The organism is Okeania sp. SIO2C2, assembly GCF_010692625.1.
Classification (GTDB): Bacteria; Cyanobacteriota; Cyanobacteriia; order Cyanobacteriales; family Microcoleaceae; genus Okeania; species Okeania hirsuta.
This window is the reverse complement of record NZ_JAAHGM010000004.1, coordinates 69038-89922: the sequence shown is the minus strand read 5'-3', so window position 1 is coordinate 89922 and position 20885 is coordinate 69038. Positions and strand designations below refer to the sequence as shown.

Below are 20885 nucleotides of genomic sequence, written 5' to 3'. Positions count from 1 at the left end.
GCTATAGTATAGCGCTACGCAAATACGCTCTTGACATTCCTTTGTTCCCTCACAGGAGTGCCCATTACCTCTGTTAGTAGGCATTCCCATGACGAGGAAACCTCGCCGGGTTCCGAGTGGTTGCCTCTGTTGGACCCCGCTGAGTCCCACCCCTATTCCCAGATCCGGTGTTCCCTTACAACCTACATTTATTGTCAAACGCCAAAAAACCTAGTGCTATACAGAAATAAGAAAGGAAAGGACAAGAAAAGAAAGGCAGCTTTGCTAAAAAAAAGGGGGGTGATTTTCTACCAAGATTTTTTCTCCTAATCTCCTGCCACGCTGCTATTTGCTTTTCTGTGGTAAAAATATTTTTCAGATTATTTCCTAGAAGAAAACTTGGAAGTCCAAGACAAATGTTTTTAGATGGAGGTAGCATCAAAATACTAATTGTCGTAGGATCTTATTTCAAAGTCCGTATATTTCTATATTAATTTTTTCTAGAAACCAGTGCAGTATGCCCAACAGATCCTACTATTAACAGAAGGTTAAACATTTGAAACTCAGAAGAACTGAGATAATTTTGACTTGACGTAAATACAGTAGTGATGTTTTTGATTTTTGTTGCATAAGCTTGGTTATGATATTAATCGGCATTAGAGAATAGATACTCTATATGATTTGTCAAATAGTCCTGGTTTAACCATCAAGTAAAATTAAATAATGAATCAGACTGCAGCGTTTATAGGAGGATGTATTCTGACGGGGATATTAATTGTCCTCTTGCTCATGGGTTGGATTGTATTTGGCAAGTCGTCTCCTGATTATCGGACGGAAGCGCCAAAAGCATCCCCTTCTCCCTCAATCACATTTTCTCCTTCTCCAAAAGTATATCCTTCTCCTTCTCCTTTAGTAGCTGTCTCACCCCAGCCATTACCACCCCCACCAATTTCAGTCCCTTCAGTTCCTGACTTTAAGGACTATCAGTTGGAACAACAAATTAAAAATCAATCAGAGCAACAACGTTCAGCTTATGAGCAACTGAAAACTCAACTACAGCAGCAATTACTTGATATGCGACAGTTGAAAACTCAGTTAGAGCAACAATGGGCAGAGACACAACAACTGAGACTGCAACAAGATCAACTGAGGCTACAAAATGACCGATTGTTGATTCAAGTCCAGGAGCAAGAACGTTTGATTTCTGGCTTGAGTCTACAACAGGGGATAGATAATTATAGCAGAAGAGCTTCAGGTAGTTCTGCGAATTATTTAGAAAAAGGTATACTGTGGTTTATTGGAGGAATAGTCTTAGCTATTTTACTTCTTGGCGGTGGTATTATTTTAGTCGGAATGATTATTTTATTAGCTCAACCCCAACGTCGATCTTCTTACAATGGGAAGAGTACAGCTCACGATATTAATGTTCCTTGGCAATATACTATTTATGAGGAGGAGGAAACTAAATTTTTACCTCCTTATATTGACAGGAAAAGAAAGCAAAAATAATAAAATAAATTTCAATAAATCAGAAAAAATAAAAAGGTAAACAATGATAGAAATAGGTGAGTAATAGAATTGAGTATTGTCCTTTGAGGCATAAATTTCCAATTTCTTTTTTGTAGTATTATTTTTGGTAATTGCTATAAATAGAGCAAGAAAATTTTAACTTTTTTAGCTAAAGGAGCAAATATTTCTTTCACTGTCAGAGCATTTAGTGTGCTAATCTAGCATTTTTTATAAATTTCTCTAGCTCTCTAGATGGATATTACTTCATTTGGCATCTATTTATAGCAATTTCAGAAGACAAAAGCGGGAAAAATACTTTCCTGTCTAAGGTTGATTATTAGTCTATGTTCTAATACGAAATTAAGATAAAGTTATATAGAATAAAATTTTAATCAGAGTTGACTGTAGATCAAGACAGACAAGTTAATCAATTTCATAATTATTTTCAGCCTTACATAACATTGGTATAAGCAACTCTTTATTTTCTATATGAATATGTTATTTAATAGATTTTAATATTAAGAATTTTTGCCCAGCTAGGATTACCAGCAGCTAATTTATAGGAGAAGGAAGAAGGAAGAAGGAAGAAAGCGTTTAGTTATCTACCAGAGAAGGATAAATCTGGTGTTGTCTGAGTTTTAAGTTTTTGATATGTCCGTGCCCTTTCCTCCCACTGCTATACCCTTGATATCTGAAATATCAAACTAGAGAAGAATGGAGTTATTTATAATTGTTACTTCGTGTTAGTTGGTAGTTAATTTTATGGATAAGTTTATTGCTTTACTATAGGTAGATGCTACTATTATTATTTAATGGATTTAAGGGTCAGAAAAAATGATTATTTTCGTGATTAAATATCCTTGATTATTGATGTACCTATTATGAAAAAGCATTTCCTGAGGTCATGCTCTGCAAACAGCAATTTAGCAGTCAGCATTTCCTGAGGTCATTCTCCGTAAACAGCGAGTGATAAATAGCTGAAACCGATAAAAATACAATTTAAAAGAGTATTTAAACCACTCTTAAACTATTTGGCATTTATAGGCCGGAGATTTAAACTAAAGCTAAAAGCTTTTAACCCAGAGCTAGTTAACACTACAAAAAAAATTAATTGCTACAGTTGATCATTTGATCATTGGATATTCTGACCTTCATTCACTTTTACTATTCTGATAGTTGTATTTGCTTCTCCAATTTTAAAATTTTTGGTACAGGGTTTGTAGAAGCAAAAGAGGAAATGATTGTTCTGATTTTAGAGTAGTTAGTAAATGCAGGAATTAGTTCTGTAGGTTGGTTAATGATTATGACTGGATATCAAAGTACATTGATTTTGATGTTTTGATTTAGTGTAGTGATAAATATATTTTAAATAATAATCTTAATAGCAAATTTTAGTATCGTCTGAGCAGCGATCGCCACAGTAATAACAATGATTATGTGGAAGATTTTACTACATATTCTAGTAGTAAAATAGTTGAATTTATATCGATATATAATTTATCGCATCATCAGAAAATGATAGAATGAAGTGTAAAGTTCAACTATTTAAACTTACTGTAATTATTCAGGAGGTATCAATGTTAACCAAAGAAAATCCTTGGTCTAGCAATTTTATCACAGCAAATAGTATTAAAATCCATTATGTGACTCAAGGTTCAGGCCCTTTGATGTTAATGTTACATGGATTTCCTGAATTTTGGTATTCTTGGCGACATCAAATTCCTGAATTTGCTCAAGATTATAAAGCAGTTGCCTTAGATTTAAGAGGCTACAATGAAAGTGATAAACCAGAAGATAAATCTGCTTATGTAATGTCAGAATTTATTAAAGATATAGAAGGAGTAATCAAAGAATTAGGTTATGAAAAATGTGTTTTAGTAGGACATGATTGGGGAGGGGTAATAGCTTGGTCTTTTGCTTATGCACATCCTGAAATGGTAGAAAAATTAATCGTAATGAATATTCCTCATCCGGCAAAATTTAGGGAGGGTTTAGGTACTCCAGAGCAACTTTTCAGAAGTTGGTATATGTTTTTCTTCCAGTTACCTTTTTTGCCAGAATTAATGCTTGAATTTGATGATTATCAAGCTATTGGTTCTATTTTTAAAAGTATGGTAAATAAATCTGCTGTTACTGATGCTGATATAGAAGCTTACAAGGATGCTGTGGCTAAACGAGGTGCTTTAACTTCAATGATTAATTATTATCGTAATATATTTTCTGGATTTTTCAATCAACAAGAGTGGGGAATATTGCGAATTCCTACTTTAATGCTTTGGGGTGAAGAGGATACGGCTTTAGGAAAAGAATTAACTTATGGCACAGAAGAATATGTGGAAAATTTTCAGATTCGCTATATTCCTAATTGTGGTCACTCGGTACAACAGGAACAGCCTCAATTGGTTAATCAATATATGCGAGAATTTTTGAGTAATGATAATGATTTAAATTGAAATAAGTGCAGAGAGAATATTGATTTTATGCCATTGAAGAAGGAAGAAGGAAGAAGGAAGAAGGAAGAAGGAAGAAGGAAGAAGGAAGAAGGAAGAAGGAAGAAGGAAGAAGGAAGAAGGAAGAAGGAAGAAGGAAGAAAAAAAAATTAGTATTATTACTAATTTATAGTTCGCCTTAAATGATGTGAATAGAACATTAAAATTTTTGAGGAAATAGGAAGCAGTTTCAGGTAATTAGCTAGTTTTGGGGAGAAGCAAAAATGACGATTTAGTTTTCCAATATAGTTGGGAAGTAGTAATTATTGTCAGAGTTGTAAAACCCTCAAAAATAAACAGAATAAAGTCTGAAATCTTTACCACTATTTCCTCTTTCCTGATTCTTAAGATATTTTCTTTATAACTGTAAGCATTTCCTGTGGAATGCTGCGCAAACAGCTATTAGCTTTCCGCAACAAGACTTTCTCTTTAAGAACAGTGTTTAAATTAATATAGACTTTAAGGTCAAGAGAACCAACTTTTGTAGTAAGACAATTAATCAAGCTTTGATCGTAAACTAAAAGCAATAGCTGATAGCTGATGGCTGACGGCTGAATGCTTACTTATAACTGGGTCGAATATTACTAAATAAGAAGAATAAGCCACAAAAAAACTTAAGTATTTGATGAAAAGAAAGTTTGTCAAAAATTTGTTTCCTTGTACCCTTTGTAACTTTACCAATTCAACAGTTACCCTATCTGCCTTGTCATAACAATAATTTTTAATGCCAGCTAACTTATATAATTAATGTCACTCAAATTACTCTAATAATGATTAATCAATTAAGTAATACGATCGGAAATAATCTAATAGTAATAACTATCCTAATTATTATAAATTGGTTATTGTTATCTTCTAATACTTTAGCTCAACTGATTGATAATAGTCGGCGCGAACAACAAGTATTCCAATCCATTGAATTAAATACGAATTTAATTTTAGAAAATGCAAATCCAGTGGAAAAACAACAGTTAAAAGACAAAAAATATGCTCAGATGCAAGAGTCAGAATTTGCATTCTACAGAGCAACAAATCATTTGTTTTGGCAATATTTTGCTAATGATAGTAGACTCAGTAAATTCGGTAATTCTAATACGAAAACTTGGATTTTAGGAGATTGTCATGTTGATAATTTTGGTGCTTATAATAACGATCAAGGAGAAATTATCTTCGACCTGAATGATTTTGACGAATCAATTATTGCTGATTATCAATATGATTTGTGGCGTTTAGCAACCAGTATTATTTTAGTGACAAATGATTCTACCCTATCTAAATCCGAACAAGAAGAAGTTGTTGATAGCCTTAGTGAAACTTATCTAGATACCCTAGCTTCTTATGTAGGAAATGACAAAGAAACTAAAATATATTTTACAGAAGCTAATACTAAAGGAGAGGTGAAAAAAACTATAGAAAAAGCTGCTAAAAAAACACGACAAGGAATGTTAGATAAATGGACTAAAGTCATAGAAAATCAAATAATTTTTAATTTTTCCAGTGAAAAATTGAGTCTTGCCACTGATGTTAAAAACGCTATTAAATCAGGAATGCTAGATTATGGTAAAACCCTTTCTGGTAACCTAAATTATGACCTAGAATATTTTAAAGTTAAAGATGTTGCTCAAAGATTAAATGCCGGATTAGGCTCATTCGGAACACCACGTTATTATCTATTAATAGAAGGGAAAACTGATGCTTTAGATGATGACCATATCCTAGATATTAAATATCAGTTTCAACCGACACCTACTTATGAATTGTTCAGCTTATATGACCGCATTAATTATCGGAAAATATTTAATAATAGTGCTCAACGTCATGCTCTAGCTTATAAAGCACTGATTAAAGACGCTGATGACTTTTTAGGATGGATAAAACTTGTAGATAATAATCCTATTGATGGAGATTTTTCTGGTGATTATTCTGTTAGAGAAATATCTCCCTATAAAAAATCTCTCAAAATTAAAAATTTAATAGATAAAAACAGTTTTATAGAAGTCGCTCAACAATGGGGAAAAATTCTGGCTACCAACCATGCTAGAGCAGATAAAGATTTTGATAAAAAATTAGTTTCTACTTCCTTTGAAAAACAAGTAAAAAAAATTACTGATGGTAAGCATGAAGAATTTAGAAAATTAGTGCGTGAAATAGCCTTTAAATATGCGCAGCAAGTTGAAGTTGATTATGATAATTTTGTGACTGAAGAAATAGAGAATAAAAGGAATAGGGAGTAGGGAAGTAGGGAACCCACCCCTAACCCCTGCCAGGAGCGGAAGTTAAAGATATGAATAATTAACATTAACTGAGCTGCTAATTAGCAAAAAAGTTATTCTGCTATTTTTAATTACTTAATAACTGAAGTGTTACCTAAGTTAAGCATTAATGCATGGGAATTGGTATAAATTTTTGAGTTTATTTTCTAGATGTTTTTGACTAAAGTCTCGATATAGTGTTTTGCTCTGGGATGTGGAGACCAAGTGCTACGAAATGGGGAATAGAAAATATTAAAGGAGGGAAAACAGCATTAAATAGTAGCAAAGATAAGAATATAAGTTACTCGAACGGCGCACCTTTTTTATCAGAAAAAAACTCAATCTAGATTTACATTTCAAATAAAAACACTATAGTTATCAAAAAGTGAGTACTTTTACCAAATAATTAAGTTTTAAAGCCTCTAATTTTCAGAATAAAAAAGAGAAAAATCACTTTAATTGACTCTCTTCTTTTAAAGAGAAGTAATTATTATAGGACTTACGAATTACAACAAATTTTTATCATTGCCACCCACAGGGAAACAATCTCACACTCAAATCCTAGTTTTTCCTAGCTCATCGTTCAGCAATTAACAATTAACAATTAATAATTACCTCTTCTTAAAAGAAGAGGATTGACTAAAAGGATTTTTTTTATTTTATCCCCTTAAAAGGGGAGGCTTTAAACCTGAATTAATGAATAATTATTAACTATCAACTCTTAATTATTAATTATTCATTATTAATTATTCATTATTCGGTAAGTCCTGTATTAATTATTGAATATTAGCCATTAATGTAAATTCATCACGATATTTGACCCTTAATATTTTGCTTATAAATACTCTATAAGACTTAATATCACTATCATTATTCCTCTAATTCTTGGGTCGCTTTTCTTTCCTTTCCCCTTCTTTGAATAATTTTCAGTGCGGAAGCTGCTCCAGCACTTATTGCAGCAGCTCCTAATATAGGAGTTGATGCAGCATTACCCCTATTCCCGCTCCAATCAGAGATGCTGTAACCATTGCTGTACTAGCTATGGTTGTAGAAGTATTTTCATTTTCTGTACTAGATGTTTCTGTACTAGATGCTGCTTCATTTTTTTGATAACTGTCCTTAGCTTCTTCTTTCATAACTAAAATTGTTACCTCTTAATCCCAAACACAAATAAACTCATTAACCCTATACCTATTATATTAGAAAAGAAAATCAACCAAAAAGATTGTTCTCTCGGTCTAGCGTCTTGCCATTCTTGATGCAAACTTAAAACGTAGATAAACAGCCCAAAAGATATCTTCGATAATTAATAATTAATCATTAATAATTAATTATTAATAATTACATCTTCTTGTAAACTAAGAGGATTGGCTAAAAGGATTTTTTTTCTTTTGTCTCCATGAATGGAGAGGCTTTATACCTTAATTTTTCGGTAATAAATAGTCCTGCTTTTTGAACGTCATCAGCATTAATATTAGTGTCAAATAATAGTGTTAAACCTCCAGTAATAGAAGATAAATTCATGAATTGATAATGGATAATTACCTCTGGTTAAAACTGTTACGGAACGGAATAGAATATAAGAAAATCTGATTTTTTTTTCTCCTTAAAAGGAGAGGTTTTAAACTTTTGGAGATTAATTATCAATTATCAATTATCCATTATCCACTGGTAAGTTCTATTTCCCAAAATAAATCTTGTCTTTCCCAACCTTTCCCTCTTGCTAATTTCTTAGCAATAGAACCTATAAATATAATTACTAAAGGAATAAATAGGGCTTCAAATAAAACAACTAAACTAACATTTTTCATATTTGCCACTTGCCTTTTGCCACTTGCTTTTTTCAAACATCCATATGACTTTTAATTTTAGACTATTGACTAATAAGATTGACAAATTATGTGGCAATCTGAATATAGGACAAAATCTATTACTGAGCCTTTCGCTACAGAAATATAACGATATATTATGCAAACTCTACCCAAACCAACCAAAACTCCAGCAAATCAACCCGCCTTTGACACAACTATCCATAGGCGAAAAACTCGCCCAGTCAAAGTAGGTGATGTAACCATCGGTGGTGGCCATCCAGTCGTAGTCCAGTCAATGATCAATGAAGACACCCTTGACATTGACGGTTCCGTAGCTGCCATTCGTCGTTTACATGAAATTGGTTGCGAAATAGTCCGCGTTACCGTTCCCAGTATGGCCCATGCAAAATCCTTAGCAGAGATTAGACAGAAATTAACACAGACTTACAAACCCGTCCCACTGGTAGCTGACGTTCACCATAATGGTATGAAAATTGCTCTAGAAGTTGCCAAACACGTTGATAAAGTCAGAATTAATCCTGGTTTATATGTATTCGAGAAACCTCAATCTGGCAGAAACGAATATACCGCAGCAGAATTTGAGGAAATAGGTGAAAAAATCCGCCAAACCCTCGAACCTTTAGTAATTTCTTTACGAGACCAAAATAAAGCCATGCGAATTGGAGTTAATCATGGCTCCTTAGCAGAAAGAATGTTATTTACTTATGGGGATACCCCAGAAGGTATGGTAGAGTCTGCCCTGGAATTTCTCAAAATTTGTGAATCTTTAGACTACTACAATTTGGTAATTTCTCTAAAGGCATCGCGGGTACCAGTTATGCTTGCTGCTTACCGATTAATGGTAAAACGGATGGAGGAACTAGGTATGGCCTATCCTCTTCATTTGGGTGTAACTGAAGCAGGTGATGGAGAATATGGTCGGATTAAGTCTACTACTGGTATAGGTACACTTTTAGCAGACGGAATAGGGGATACAATTCGTGTGTCTTTAACTGAAGCACCCGAAAAAGAGATACCAGTTTGTTATGGCATTCTTCAAGCTTTGGGCCTGCGGAAAACAATGGTAGAGTATGTGGCCTGTCCCTCCTGTGGCCGAACTTTATTTAATCTGGAAGATGTTCTGCATCAAGTGCGGGAGGCAACAAAACATTTAACAGGATTGGATATTGCTGTTATGGGTTGTATTGTTAATGGTCCTGGAGAAATGGCAGATGCAGATTATGGTTATGTAGGCAAGCAAGCAGGGTATATTTCTTTATACCGTGGACGGGAAGAAATTAAAAAAGTCCCTGAGTCTCAAGGTGTTGAAGAATTAATTAATTTAATTAAAACTGATGGGCGTTGGATTGAACCTTAGTTTATAATTGATGTTTAATTGGGAGTGTATTTTTAATTACACTCCTTGGCTATAGCAATTCCTAAGAAGTGTGAGGTATAAAATTGTTTTATTTTAGAGAGTAGGGAGTAGAAAAGAAGAAAAACAACTGTACTTCAGTAACTTGATAAATGCTATAAATTAACAATTGTATAGATGGATATCTTATTTTTGTTGTCTATCAGGAATCTAATACCACTTTGAAAAAAGAATGCTACAAAAAGGTAATATAGATTTTATCTGCTTAAAAATAGCCGATCCAGTTGATTTTAAATAGTTATTTCTATCGTTTTTCCTTTGTTTTCAATATTTATCCCTTCTTCCTTCTTACCTACAGATGTTGGATACAACCTCCCTACCATTTGTAAAAAACATTTATTGCGTTTGGTATAATAGGAATCTCAATTAATGAATTTGGATACAGATAAAATATCAATGTTTGAGTTTAAATGTTGGCAATAAATATACGATTTTTCTTAATTAGAAAAGTTTGTAATTGATAGATGAGAGTAAGCCTAATATTATTTTGAGCATAAATAAATAGTTAAAAATAATATTTAAGAGCTGTAGAAGTAGATGATAACTTTATATACCTCAAAAAATGGTTAATACTAAATTTAGATTACAGATAGTAAACAAAAATAATTATCGATCGTACTTCTACTCATACTAGGGAAATAAACAGTTAAATTTTCATATTTGATATTTATTGATATTTATGAATCAATTATTAGTGCTGAAATTTGACCATGAAAATTAGGTCTCAAAACTCCTATGGTCATTTCATTCTAGATTTTAGCAATGAATTTATTGATTTTCAGACAGCGAAAGATAAATTTTTTCAAGCTTGAAATAACGTGGTTTAGTCAATACATAAAATGGCGCAGTTTAGAATTAAATAGCCCTGCAAAACTCCCCTTTTACCTTTTAAAGGAATAAAAAGTGTCAGTTTTTTGCTTTGCATAACTGCTATAAACATATTGCTGAGAAAAATGCATAGCGTCCCGTAGGGAAGGATTACTTGCTATATAAAATAGACCAAGAGAAAAGAAAATTCAGTATTTTCTTACCTCCCTATTGCAAGATTTACTGTCAAGAGGCTAACGCAGTTCCTTCGGAAAAAGTTAACTGATAACTGAAATGACCAAACTTCTCTAGTTAAATAAGAATATTTTTTTCTAGACATACACTATAAAAACAAAATAAAGTACTCACTATAAATATCCTAAATTTATTAATGAGGATTTACCTGATTCCCTTTTCTTTTCTTGATTTTTAAATCTCAAACAACCTAATTATAAGGATTATATTACTTATGCTAAATTAGGCATAATAGTAGTGATGTAGTAATTATTGTTTAAATTAATTCAACAAACAAATGGTTATAGCAAAACGTGGGCTAATTCTTGGTGCAACAGCATTGATGTTAACAGGCGTTACTGTCATAGGCGCTGGTATTCATCTTTCCTCTCAAGCATCATTAAATAATAACGACCCTAAAGAATTAATCGACCAAGTTTGGCAAATTATTGATAAAACTTATGTTGATGGTACTTTCAATCAAGTAGACTGGAAAGCTACTCGCACTGAATATCTCGATCAAACTTATACAACTGATGAAGAAGCTTATGATGCAATTAGGGAAATGCTAGAAAAGCTAGGAGACCCTTATACCCGCTTCATGGACCCGGAAGAGTTTAAAAATATGCAAATTGACACTTCTGGAGAACTCACAGGTGTAGGTATTCAACTAACCCAAGACCAGGATACAAAAAAATTAGTAGTAATTTCACCAATAGAAGATACCCCGGCTTTTGAAGCAGGTATTCTAGCTAAAGATATTATTAGCAAAATTGATGGCCAAAGCACTGAGGGGATGGATATAAATCAGGCAGTAAGTCTGATCCGCGGTCCCATAGGTTCTCAAGTAACTCTAACCATTAAACGAGAAGGTAGGGAAATAAAGTTTCCTATTACCAGAGCAAAAATTGAAATTCATCCCGTAAAGTATTCTCAGAAAGACAGTTCTCTGGGTAAAGTTGGTTATATCCGCTTAAATCAGTTTAGTGCTAATGCTGCTGGTGAAATGCGAGAGGCGATAGATGAGTTAGAGACTCAGAATGTATCGGGTTATATTTTAGATTTACGTTCTAATCCTGGTGGCTTACTTTATGCTAGCGTAGAAATTGCTCGGATGTGGCTCGAACGTGGAGATATTGTTTCTACTGTAAACCGTAGTGGTATTACTGATCGCCAGAAGGCTACTAATAGGTCTTTGACAGATAAGCCATTGGTGATTATGGTAGATGGGGGTTCGGCAAGTGCAAGTGAGATTCTTTCTGGTGCTCTACAAGATAATGAGCGAGCGACATTAGTAGGTACTAAAACTTTTGGTAAAGGGTTGGTGCAGTCAGTGCGTGGTGTGGGTAAAGGTGCAGGGTTAGCAGTGACGATCGCTAAATATTTCACCCCGAGCGGTCGCGATATTAACCATGAGGGAATTAAACCAGATGTAGAAATCTCTCTGACAGATGAACAAAAAGAAGCTTTGCGGAAAAGTCGCGACAAAATAGGTACTCTTGACGATCCTCAATATGCAAAAGCATTGGAAATTTTGAATCAAGAGATTGCAAAACTCCAAAATAATAAAGCTCAGTCAACAACAAAGTAGATTGATAAATTAATTATATTAATTATTTTGGCTGACATTTTCCTGCTCGAATCAATCCTACACGACGGGCGATCGCTTCTTCAACAGTATCAAATGGACCCCATGTTTCTATAACGTCGGGGCCTTTTTTTTGTTCGACTTGTGTACTAGGCAAAATTTCACAGGTTTTCTCTAGTTTCTTGATAATATAGTATTTTTGTGATGAGTCATTCATATTAAAAAAAGAAGAGGGAAGAAGGAAAAAGGCAGAAGACAGTTGGTAATAACTCAAAAAGTGGCCTTGCATAAATACGGGATGATTTTAATAGTTTTGTGGAATGGGCATCTTGCCCGTTCCCGTTCCTGATATTTTCGGGATAGGCAGGATGCCTGCCCCCACTTACCACTTATATTCATCCCCCCCTCAGCAATGCCCAAAAAGTACTTATATCATGTCAAGATAATTAAGCATAATCAAAATTTTATATTTAAGGGTTATTGAAGAAATATCCCAAATTCATGATCTGTTTCCTGTATTAGCTCTTGAATTTACACCTACGATGTACCACCTAACACCTACAGCCTAATTAATATAAATATTTACTTAACAAAGTTACAAACCATATTAACATAATAATGTTTTTTGTACTTCCAGTAAAATTATTAAACTAAAAATATGGGACGTAAGTTTTATGGTGCAGTATTCCCATTCATTTTAGGCATAGGATTTGTCTTGTCTATTACTCCAAGTAGTGAAGCCAAGAAACAACAATCAAGTGAAAGTCTTGACCAAACTGCTCAGATTTTAGAAACAATAGAGGAATACAATCCACTCAAGCAACCTCCACAGACATCGAAATCACTTGAAGAGTTAGACCAAAAAAAAACAAATATTGTTACAGACAAAAATAATGATACTTTAGGACAAATAGAACAATACAATCGACTCGATCAGCCTCCCGAAATACCACCCCCCCTAGAACGAGTTAACTCTGTCAATCAACTGAGTGATGTTCTACCCACAGATTGGGCATATAGTGCCTTACAAGGATTAGCAGAACGTTATGGTTGTCTATTGGCCTCCCCAAATGCTACATTTGGTGGCAATAGAGCCATCAGTCGTTATGAGTTTGCTGCTAATCTTAACGAATGTTTAGAAGTTATTCAAAGTCTAATTGAAGAATTCGGTGAAGGTTATATTAGTCAAGAAGACTTAGCTAAAAGTCAACGATTACAAGCAAATTTTGCGGTTGAAATAGCCGATACTAAATCCCGCCTGAATGCTCTAGAAACACGAACAGATATCCTGGAAGCTAATCAGTTTTCTACCACAACATTACTAAAAGGGCAAGTAACCATGGCCCTTTATGATGCTTTCGGTAATGATGGAGAAGACGGTGCTACAGTGAGTGCCGATGATAGCCAAACAGGGTTTGGTCATGCTGTAACATTGAACTTTGATACCAGTTTTACAGGTCTAGACTTCCTGAGAACTAGGCTAAGAGTTGGAGACTTACCTGGAGTAAATACAGGTACAGCTCATACTTTCATAGGCGCAGGTTCTCCACCTAATGACATAGCGCGATTAACAGAAGTATACTATATTTTTCCCCTCAACACGAAAATGAGTCTTTATATAGGAGCTGCTGGACTTGACTTCGATTTGATGGCTCCTGCTCTTAATCCCAAACTACTCAGTGGTAATACAGGAAGTATAGCCTTGTTCGCTTTTTACAACCCCGTCATTTATATTCAAGTAGGCGGTGCTGGTTTAGGTTATAGTTATCAAATTAACGATAATTTTAGGTTAGATGTGGCTTATCTGGGAGGTGGTCCTGGTGGTGGTACAGGAAGAGTCAACGATCCCAGAGAAGGTGGGGGAATTTTTAACGGTACAAATAGCGCTTATGCTCAGTTAACAGTCTCACCAACAGTAGATTTTGATTTTTCTTTTGCTTATGTAAGATCATACTATACAGCAGATTTAGTTAATGTAGCAGGTTTTACAGGTAGCAGAAATGCTCAACGACCTTTTGGCAGAGTGGCAACTTCAGCAGACCATTTTGGATTCCAAACTAGCTATCGCTGGGCACCATTTACTTTTTCTGGTTGGGTTGGTTATAGCAATGCTGAAGCAGAAGCAGGCGATCGCGAAGGGGATGAAGCAGATATTTGGAATTGGGCAGTAACGGTAGCAATAGATGACTTAGTATTTGAAAATGGAATGTTAGGTCTTTCCGTTGGTCAGCAACCAAAAGTAACAGATATTGATGGTGGAGAAGATGATCCAGATACTTCTATACAATTTCAAATTTTCTACAATTATAGAATTTCAAATAATATAGATATAACATCCGGTTTCTTTATCGAAACACAACCAGAGCATGACGATCGAAATGACCCAATTACAGTATTTGTTACTCGAGCTACTTGGAGATTCTAAACCTCGTCCATGTTGAAACCTGAAGTTTCTAATTATTCCGATGTGTCATTGCGATGTAAGGAAGCAATCTCGAAGTATTGGCAGAAAAACTATAGTTTTCAAAGTAGAAGCGGTTTAATTATTCTAATTATTCAAACGAGGAAAAATGAATAAAAAACTAAAAATTTTGATTGTTTCATCCCTAGCATTCTTGGCGACTATTTTTCCACAAAAAATTAGTCACACACAAACAGAGGAAACTATCATTAGAAGAGAGCTGATATTCGTAGGAGTTAGAGGAGATTCTCCTTGGTTTGGCTACAGAAATGACGGAAAATGGACAGGGTATTGTATAGATATTGCCTATGCTTTAGCTGAACGTCTGAGTGCCAACCAACTAGACCCAATTAGGGTAAGATTAGTTACATCAACTACCCAAAGTCGTTGGGATATGGTAACAAGTGGTCAGGTAGATTTGGAGTGTGGTCCTAATACTATTAGTGCTGAACGTGAAGAAAAATACGGCGTTAGTTTTTCTACACCTTTTTTTATTACAGCAACACAAATCTTAGTCAAAAAAGAAACCCAAGAAGAAGATTTGAAAGCTGGTAATGGGGTAGTTGGTGTAGTTAGGAATACTACGAATGAAAATGATATTAAAACAAGTTATCCTGATGAACAAATTGATAATAAATATTTAAGCAGAGAACAAGGGGTAAAAGCTTTATTGGATGGTGAAATTAATGGATTTGCCAGCGATGGAACTCTTTTGTTAGGTTCATTATTTATACTGAACTCTGAGTTAGGGGAAGATTATAATTTACTCACTCCTCAGCAAAATGGCCGTCCTTTTTGTGCAGGTTATGGCTTTATACTTCCTGGAGGAGAAGAAAATTCTAGTTGGAAGAGGTATGTTAATGACTTTCTTGCTAATGATAAAAAAGCTCGAAGAGTCAGACAAAAATGGTTGGGCGATCTAAGTGAAAATAGTCAAAGAATTTATGATGCTTGTACTCAGGAATAGGGAGTTATTTCAGTTATCAGTTATCAGTTATCGGCGTTGCACAATCAGGGATGATTAAATCCGAAAGTAGATATTTTTGGATAATTCTTTCCTCAATATATGTACAGTTTAAAATCTATTATCATTCTTTAATGTGCAACCCCCAGTTATCACTTATCACTTATCAGTTATCAGTACCGACCGCTCAAGTTAGAGACTTGAAATACTGAATTTGATTTTTTTCATCCCCTTAAAAGGGGATGCTATTGAGCTGATTTTTTTGTCAGGAGTCAGAAGAAACGGAAGTTAGAAGATTGAGTAGGGTGCGTATTTACGGCTTAAATTCAGACTATGAAAGGGATTTGGCAATCCGTTGTCATGCACCATATTCAGAATTTAGAAGATTGAGTAGTAAACCAACACAGCTAAAATTGTGCAGAGCGTTTTTTTCTAAGGCAACATTTACAGCGCTTTTCAGATTGATCGACCATATCGTCACAACCAAAACCTTGTAGGGAAGTTCCATGGAACGTCCCTACTGTGGTCTACTGAAATGAAAACCGCTGTAAGGTGTGTCGGTCTAGTCGGAAAATTTCACTACTGATCACCTCTGATATCAAATCCGTTTAATTGGACATAAAAAAAATCTTCAATCGCCATAACTACGTTGATCTTTGTAATTCTTTCTCCTCCTGAATCCTCCTAACTTAAGCATTCTATGGCTGTTTAACCGGATTTGATATGACTGAGTGCTTCAGAGAATGTATTGACTATTGTTTTATACGCAATAGAAGAAAAAATTTCACTACTGATCACCTCTGACTGGGTGCTTCAGAGAATGTGTTGACTATTGTTTTATACGCAATAGAAGAAAAATTTCACTACCCATCACCTCTGACTGGGTGCTTCAGAGAATGTATTGACTATTGTTTTATACGCAATAGAAGAAAAATTTCACTACCCATCACCTCTGGCGGAGTCTATACGGGAAGTGTAAACACTGTTGGACTTGCATTTGATAATTTTTCTGCACTAGCAGTAGAAGGTTCTGAACCTGAACCTAATACTTCAGTTCCTGAACCTACTTCTGCAATAGGTTTATTAATATTTGGTGCTGTTGCTTATGGTTTGAGGAAAGGTAAATAATATCAAACCTCTAGTATCAATAATTTAGTTGTAGGGGCAAATAGCTGTTTGCTCCTACTGAGGGTAGTAGCGCGTCTAGCTTTAAAATGTGGGTAAATTTCAGTATCCCTGAAGACCTCTCCCCCGACCCCTCTCCTGCAAGGAGAGGGGAGAAACTCCCCCTTCCCTACAAGGGAAGGGGGTTGGGGGGTTAGGTTTTAACAACAATTTTAGTGTAGACGCGCTAGTAAGATAAATACTATTCTGATTCAATAGGATTTCAGAAATATTATTAACTTACAGCATATTCTGTAAACTGACGCATAAACGGAGAATGAAAACCAATAGACATCTCCAGAAAAGAGGCAACAGGCAACAGCTCATCTGGCAACAGGCAATAGGGAGAAATAATTGATAATTTATGGATAAGAATTGATTTTATTTTTGATTTTTGGAGATGTCTAATAACAATATCCTGATGCGGCACTCCTGCTTTTACTAATTCCTCAGCAAAATCAATTTCTGTACCATTATATTGTAGCCATATTTTCTCTTCCTTAATATCAAAATGTAGAACACAACCATAAATACAACGATCGCCTTCCCAACCCACATTAACTATTTGATAATGATGATTTTTAGTATCAAAAATTAATTCTCTATCAACATCTTTTATTGTGTAGCGATCGCCTGCATATTCTTGTTGAATGAGTTGTTGAATTATTTCCCGATATTTATCTACTTTATCTATTATTCAATTGTCTCCCATTCTGGATTATAAGTAATTAATTTAATACAGCGCTTTCCGTTGTTATGAGGTACAGTAGCAGCACTTAGCAAACCAGTTTTTTTAAATGTTGAGGATTCATTAACTGGCGTTGCCACAGAGATAATTCTATCAACCATTTTTGCTGTAGTTGGAGAAAAGCTCCGTAAAAAAGATTTTAATTGTGACCACCATAATTCAATGGGATTAAAATCAGGAGAATATAGAGATAAATTTAGAACTTTAGCTCCTACAGATTTAATCATTTGTTCATAGGATTGCTCAAAATCCCTATTTACAAAAACAACTTCTGACTTCTAACTTCTAACTTCTGACTTCATTAACCATCCCTCTTTTTCTAATCCTAGTTTTACAGCATTATGAAAAATATCTTTAGCAGGCATATTTTCAGTTATCAATTATCAGTTCAGTAGGGTGTGTTAGACGCTTACAAAAAACTAGGTTTTGTATGTAAAATATCAGCTTGCGTCGTAACGCACCACTGATTAGGGTTAGTTTTAGGGTATATATCGTGGTGCGTTAGGAACGTAACGCACCCTACTGGACTGACGTTCCTAAAAATGTAGGTTGGGTTTCGTTCCTCAACCCAACCTACACCTAATGCACCATTTTAGATGTGTCAATCCACTATTAGAATGAATGCTTACCTTAACTTAAACCTCTCCAAAAATGCCAATTTTAGAACGGCGGGGTAATAGTTTGAGAATCTTTTCTGGAGAAGTCTATTGATGCCCGGTTATGAGGAGAATCTAAATCAATCTCCGGACCAACCGGTACAATTTTAGTAGGATTAACATTAGGATGACTCATGTAATAATGCCGTTTAATATGGTCAAAATTACAAGTTTCTTTTATCCCTGGATGTTGATAAATATCTTTCAGATAATTCCAGAGATTTGGATAATCCCAAATATGACGTAAATTACACTTGAAATGAACATAATAAACCAGGTCGAAACGAAGCAAAGTAGTAAACATACAAATATCAGCTTCAGTTAAGCGATCGCCACACAAATAACGTTGTTTTGATAATATATTTTCCCAATAATCTAAAGCAGCAAATAAATCTTTTACTCCTTCTTCATAAGCTAATTGAGAACCTGCAAAACCCGCTCGATAAACACCATTATTAATTGGCTGGTAAATAGTATCAAGAGTTTTTTCAATAGTATCTTTTAAATCTTTAGGACACAAATTCAGGTCATTTCTAGCAAGACCATTAAACTCAGTATCAAACATCCGAATAATTTCACGGGATTCATTATTAACAATAGTATTTTTTTCCTTATCCCAAAGTACAGGTACGGTAACTCTCCCACTATAATTAACATCAGCTTGAAGATAAACTTGCCAAAGATAATTAGTATGATTAATAGTATCAGGAATACATCCCGATTCAGAATCAGAAAATTCCCAACTATTTTGGTCAATTACTGCCCCTACAACTGACAACCCAATAGCATCTTCTAATCCTTTTAACTTTCGCATAATTGCAGTTCGATGTGCCCAAGGACAAGCCCAAGAAATGTATAGATGATAACGTCCTGTTTCTGCCTTAAACCCACTAGAATTATCTGCCGTAATTTTATTCCGAAATGTAGTATTAGGGCGAATAAATCTACCTTGAGAATCTTCTTGTTCTCGTTTAGATACCCATTTACCATCAATTAAAATACCTAATCCCATGATTACCCCCTCAAAAAATAAAATACTTGTTGAATAATTATCATACTATTTAGGGGTGGGGAGTAGGGGAGTAGGGGAGTAGGGGTACTTTAATATTTTTCACAGTTAAAATGCCTTCAAAGCTAGTAGGGGTAAGGGAAATACGTTGCTCTGGCTAAAAATGGCTCTTTGCGTAGCATTCCGCAGGAAAACCTAGATATATCAGGAAAAAGGTTGATTAAATGTAAAACCTAGACCATATAAGAGTTTGATGCTTTTATTAACATATTTTTTGCCAAAGTACCCGTAGGGGAAATTGAAGTAATGATAGAATTATAAACATATATTATATTATATAATTTTCCTTCTATATCAGGAGTTAGAAGGAGAGAGAATCACAAAGATGAGGGTAGTTATGACAATTGGATATTTTTTTTATGTTCAATCAAACCAATTTGATATAACTCCTAAAAAAACTAGCTTATAACAATTAACTAGGAGTTTTCCTAGCTTTTTTTCTAGCCTTTAATAACTCCAAAATTTTTTTCAAAATCATCATAGCATCTTGATTTTTTTTCTATATATAACCCCCCTTTCAATACTTTTGACTTTTAACTTTTGACTTTTAACTTCCGCGTAGCGGAACTGGCTTCTTTTCTAGCCTTTAATAACTCCAAATTTTTTTTCAAAATTACCATAGCATCTTGATTTTTTTGTTCTATATATAATTCTCCAGCTTGCAAAAAATTTTCTACACTTTCATCATCTTGACGTAGATTAGCAAAAGCCAAACCCCGATTATGATAAGCTTCAGCAATAGTTGAATTATTTTTCAGAACTTCAGCAAACTTATTGATTGCCTGTTGATAATTTCCCTTTTGAAAAGCCTCACATCCTTGTTGAAAATTTACTTCTGCCTCTGATGGTATTGATGAAGATGCTGAAATGAATTCTGTAAATAGGACAGAAATACTACCTTTTCCACGATAAGCATATATCATAGCACCAATACCAATGCTACTTATCAATCCAAAAAAGAGTAACCAAGTCAAAAAAATTGCGGTTTCCATATATTAATATAGTTCTAATAGTTCTCAGTCAATTGAATCATCACTATTCAATATTTAATAATCAAGTTATTGATGATTTTTTTGATTTTCTAGAATACTTGAATCAAATACTTGTCAGAATTTTCACAATACTTAAGCTTAACAGCCAAGTATTGTAAATTATAACCTTTATTAGCGAGGATTGCTATAGTAATTTATACCATAAAAAATGGTTTAAATTATATTAAATACTAAAATTTTTGCTACATATTTTTATTTTGAAAAAGGTGCTTATACGAATTTTATTTGAGGCTGCACAGAATGAGGTGTTATGTCTTAGGTGTTATAACAATTTAAAAAATGTTACGAATAGTAAGAGCGATAAAAAGACAAATGCAGGAAATGTCCCTTTGACAAAGCGGTCGTAGCGGAGCTTCCCGTAGGGTGGGATGGCGCAATTCGTAGCGGCTCTGATAAGAGCGGGTTCCCTCGCCATATCCATGAGACCAAGAGAGCGGTGCAACCCCGCGACGACGCCAGTTGCACCTGGTAGCGCACCCAGAGAAAAAGATAATTTACGCCCGAAAAAAGGGAAAATATCAGGAACGGGCAAGATGTCCATTCCACAAACCTAAGACCTAAAGGAGATAAACATTTACCGAAAAATTGGGTTTAAAGCCTCGCCTATAAGGGGGCGACTTTTTAGTTGTTTTTTTTGAATACATTATGTTATATTTTTATCATTCGT

Annotated in this window: 17 protein-coding genes and 1 pseudogene; 9 read left to right on the top strand and 9 right to left on the bottom strand. The window is 34.4% G+C overall.

Annotated features, from left to right (window positions below; all coding sequences use genetic code 11):
* Nucleotides 1-702: 702 nt before the first annotated feature.
* The 4 genes from F6K18_RS03985 to F6K18_RS03970 all read left to right on the top strand — a co-directional run bounded on the left by F6K18_RS03985 (nucleotide 703) and on the right by F6K18_RS03970 (nucleotide 6211).
* Nucleotides 703-1488 carry a hypothetical protein gene (locus F6K18_RS03985; RefSeq protein WP_287274172.1) on the top strand — a complete coding sequence of 262 codons (786 nt, stop codon included), beginning with the start codon at nucleotides 703-705 and terminating at the stop codon, nucleotides 1486-1488.
* Between the two features lie 1523 nt (nucleotides 1489-3011).
* The gene (locus F6K18_RS03980; RefSeq protein ID WP_353735008.1) at nucleotides 3012-3941 is read left to right on the top strand and encodes an alpha/beta hydrolase; all 930 of its coding nucleotides are present in this window, start codon (nucleotides 3012-3014) and stop codon (nucleotides 3939-3941) included.
* A gap of 27 nt (nucleotides 3942-3968) precedes the next feature.
* Nucleotides 3969-4091, top strand: a complete 123-nt coding sequence (locus F6K18_RS03975; protein WP_287240188.1) for a hypothetical protein — start codon at nucleotides 3969-3971, stop codon at nucleotides 4089-4091.
* Nucleotides 4092-4747: 656 nt separating this feature from the next.
* Entirely contained in the window at nucleotides 4748-6211 is a 1464-nt protein-coding gene (locus tag F6K18_RS03970; RefSeq protein WP_287518855.1) for a DUF2252 domain-containing protein, read from the top strand.
* A 983-nt stretch (nucleotides 6212-7194) separates the two neighbouring features.
* Here the strand turns inward: F6K18_RS03970 and F6K18_RS03965 are convergent.
* The 3 genes from F6K18_RS03965 to F6K18_RS03955 form a co-directional block, all read right to left on the bottom strand.
* Complete coding sequence (locus F6K18_RS03965) at nucleotides 7195-7365, bottom strand: hypothetical protein (RefSeq protein WP_287518852.1); 171 nt, start codon at nucleotides 7363-7365, stop codon at nucleotides 7195-7197.
* A gap of 235 nt (nucleotides 7366-7600) precedes the next feature.
* The gene (locus F6K18_RS03960) at nucleotides 7601-7753 is read right to left on the bottom strand and encodes a hypothetical protein (RefSeq protein ID WP_287518850.1); all 153 of its coding nucleotides are present in this window, start codon (nucleotides 7751-7753) and stop codon (nucleotides 7601-7603) included.
* 137 nt (nucleotides 7754-7890) lie between these two features.
* A complete protein-coding gene (locus F6K18_RS03955; protein ID WP_287518848.1) occupies nucleotides 7891-8076 on the bottom strand; it encodes a hypothetical protein in 186 nt (61 codons plus the stop codon).
* A 121-nt stretch (nucleotides 8077-8197) separates the two neighbouring features.
* Between F6K18_RS03955 and ispG the strand changes: the two genes are divergently transcribed.
* Nucleotides 8198-9418, top strand: coding sequence for a (E)-4-hydroxy-3-methylbut-2-enyl-diphosphate synthase (gene ispG, locus F6K18_RS03950; protein ID WP_287518846.1), 1221 nt, complete (start codon nucleotides 8198-8200; stop codon nucleotides 9416-9418).
* 1396 nt (nucleotides 9419-10814) lie between these two features.
* Nucleotides 10815-12107: a carboxyl-terminal processing protease CtpC gene (gene ctpC, locus F6K18_RS03945; protein ID WP_287518844.1), complete on the top strand. Its 1293-nt coding sequence runs from the start codon at nucleotides 10815-10817 to the stop codon at nucleotides 12105-12107.
* A gap of 22 nt (nucleotides 12108-12129) precedes the next feature.
* On the opposite strand, the gene F6K18_RS03940 is transcribed toward ctpC, so the two are convergent.
* Nucleotides 12130-12321, bottom strand: a complete 192-nt coding sequence (locus F6K18_RS03940; protein WP_287274182.1) for a DDE transposase family protein — start codon at nucleotides 12319-12321, stop codon at nucleotides 12130-12132.
* Nucleotides 12322-12762: 441 nt separating this feature from the next.
* On the opposite strand from F6K18_RS03940, the gene F6K18_RS03935 reads away from it, so the two are divergent.
* The 3 genes from F6K18_RS03935 (at nucleotide 12763) to F6K18_RS03925 (ending at nucleotide 16657) form a co-directional block, all read left to right on the top strand.
* Entirely contained in the window at nucleotides 12763-14529 is a 1767-nt protein-coding gene (locus F6K18_RS03935; protein ID WP_287274184.1) for an iron uptake porin, read from the top strand.
* Nucleotides 14530-14674: 145 nt separating this feature from the next.
* A complete protein-coding gene (locus tag F6K18_RS03930) occupies nucleotides 14675-15532 on the top strand; it encodes an amino acid ABC transporter substrate-binding protein (RefSeq protein WP_287274186.1) in 858 nt (285 codons plus the stop codon).
* An 822-nt stretch (nucleotides 15533-16354) separates the two neighbouring features.
* Nucleotides 16355-16657, top strand: a complete 303-nt coding sequence (locus F6K18_RS03925) for a PEP-CTERM sorting domain-containing protein (protein ID WP_287518841.1) — start codon at nucleotides 16355-16357, stop codon at nucleotides 16655-16657.
* A gap of 271 nt (nucleotides 16658-16928) precedes the next feature.
* Here F6K18_RS03925 and F6K18_RS03920 read toward each other — a convergent pair whose 3' ends face one another.
* The 5 genes and pseudogenes from F6K18_RS03920 to F6K18_RS03900 form a co-directional block, all read right to left on the bottom strand.
* Nucleotides 16929-17387, bottom strand: coding sequence for a XisI protein (locus F6K18_RS03920; protein WP_287519099.1), 459 nt, complete (start codon nucleotides 17385-17387; stop codon nucleotides 16929-16931).
* 181 nt (nucleotides 17388-17568) lie between these two features.
* Nucleotides 17569-17668: pseudogene (locus F6K18_RS03915) on the bottom strand (IS630 family transposase); the annotation flags it as partial.
* Nucleotides 17669-17719: 51 nt separating this feature from the next.
* Nucleotides 17720-17821 carry an element excision factor XisH family protein gene (locus tag F6K18_RS03910; RefSeq protein ID WP_287518839.1) on the bottom strand — a complete coding sequence of 34 codons (102 nt, stop codon included), beginning with the start codon at nucleotides 17819-17821 and terminating at the stop codon, nucleotides 17720-17722.
* Between the two features lie 280 nt (nucleotides 17822-18101).
* On the bottom strand, nucleotides 18102-19109 hold the full coding sequence (locus F6K18_RS03905; RefSeq protein WP_287518837.1) for a glutathione S-transferase family protein: 1008 nt from the start codon (nucleotides 19107-19109) through the stop codon (nucleotides 18102-18104).
* 590 nt (nucleotides 19110-19699) lie between these two features.
* Nucleotides 19700-20158, bottom strand: a complete 459-nt coding sequence (locus tag F6K18_RS03900) for a hypothetical protein (protein ID WP_287518835.1) — start codon at nucleotides 20156-20158, stop codon at nucleotides 19700-19702.
* Nucleotides 20159-20885: the final 727 nt, after the last annotated feature.

Excerpts from the sequence above, each read along its gene's own strand:
- F6K18_RS03980 (WP_353735008.1), top strand. The coding sequence starts at position 3,012 with ATGAAGTGTAAAGTTCAACTATTTAAACTTACTGTAATTATTCAGGAG.
- F6K18_RS03985 (WP_287274172.1), top strand. The coding sequence starts at position 703 with ATGAATCAGACTGCAGCGTTTATAGGAGGATGTATTCTGACGGGGATA.
- F6K18_RS03960 (WP_287518850.1), bottom strand. The coding sequence starts at position 7,753 with ATGAATTTATCTTCTATTACTGGAGGTTTAACACTATTATTTGACACT.
- F6K18_RS03970 (WP_287518855.1), top strand. The coding sequence starts at position 4,748 with ATGATTAATCAATTAAGTAATACGATCGGAAATAATCTAATAGTAATA.
- F6K18_RS03975 (WP_287240188.1), top strand. The coding sequence starts at position 3,969 with ATGCCATTGAAGAAGGAAGAAGGAAGAAGGAAGAAGGAAGAAGGAAGA.
- F6K18_RS03900 (WP_287518835.1), bottom strand. The coding sequence starts at position 20,158 with ATGGAAACCGCAATTTTTTTGACTTGGTTACTCTTTTTTGGATTGATA.
- F6K18_RS03905 (WP_287518837.1), bottom strand. The coding sequence starts at position 19,109 with ATGGGATTAGGTATTTTAATTGATGGTAAATGGGTATCTAAACGAGAA.
- F6K18_RS03935 (WP_287274184.1), top strand. The coding sequence starts at position 12,763 with ATGGGACGTAAGTTTTATGGTGCAGTATTCCCATTCATTTTAGGCATA.
- ctpC (WP_287518844.1), top strand. The coding sequence starts at position 10,815 with ATGGTTATAGCAAAACGTGGGCTAATTCTTGGTGCAACAGCATTGATG.
- ispG (WP_287518846.1), top strand. The coding sequence starts at position 8,198 with ATGCAAACTCTACCCAAACCAACCAAAACTCCAGCAAATCAACCCGCC.
- F6K18_RS03930 (WP_287274186.1), top strand. The coding sequence starts at position 14,675 with ATGAATAAAAAACTAAAAATTTTGATTGTTTCATCCCTAGCATTCTTG.
- F6K18_RS03940 (WP_287274182.1), bottom strand. The coding sequence starts at position 12,321 with ATGAATGACTCATCACAAAAATACTATATTATCAAGAAACTAGAGAAA.
- F6K18_RS03965 (WP_287518852.1), bottom strand. The coding sequence starts at position 7,365 with ATGAAAGAAGAAGCTAAGGACAGTTATCAAAAAAATGAAGCAGCATCT.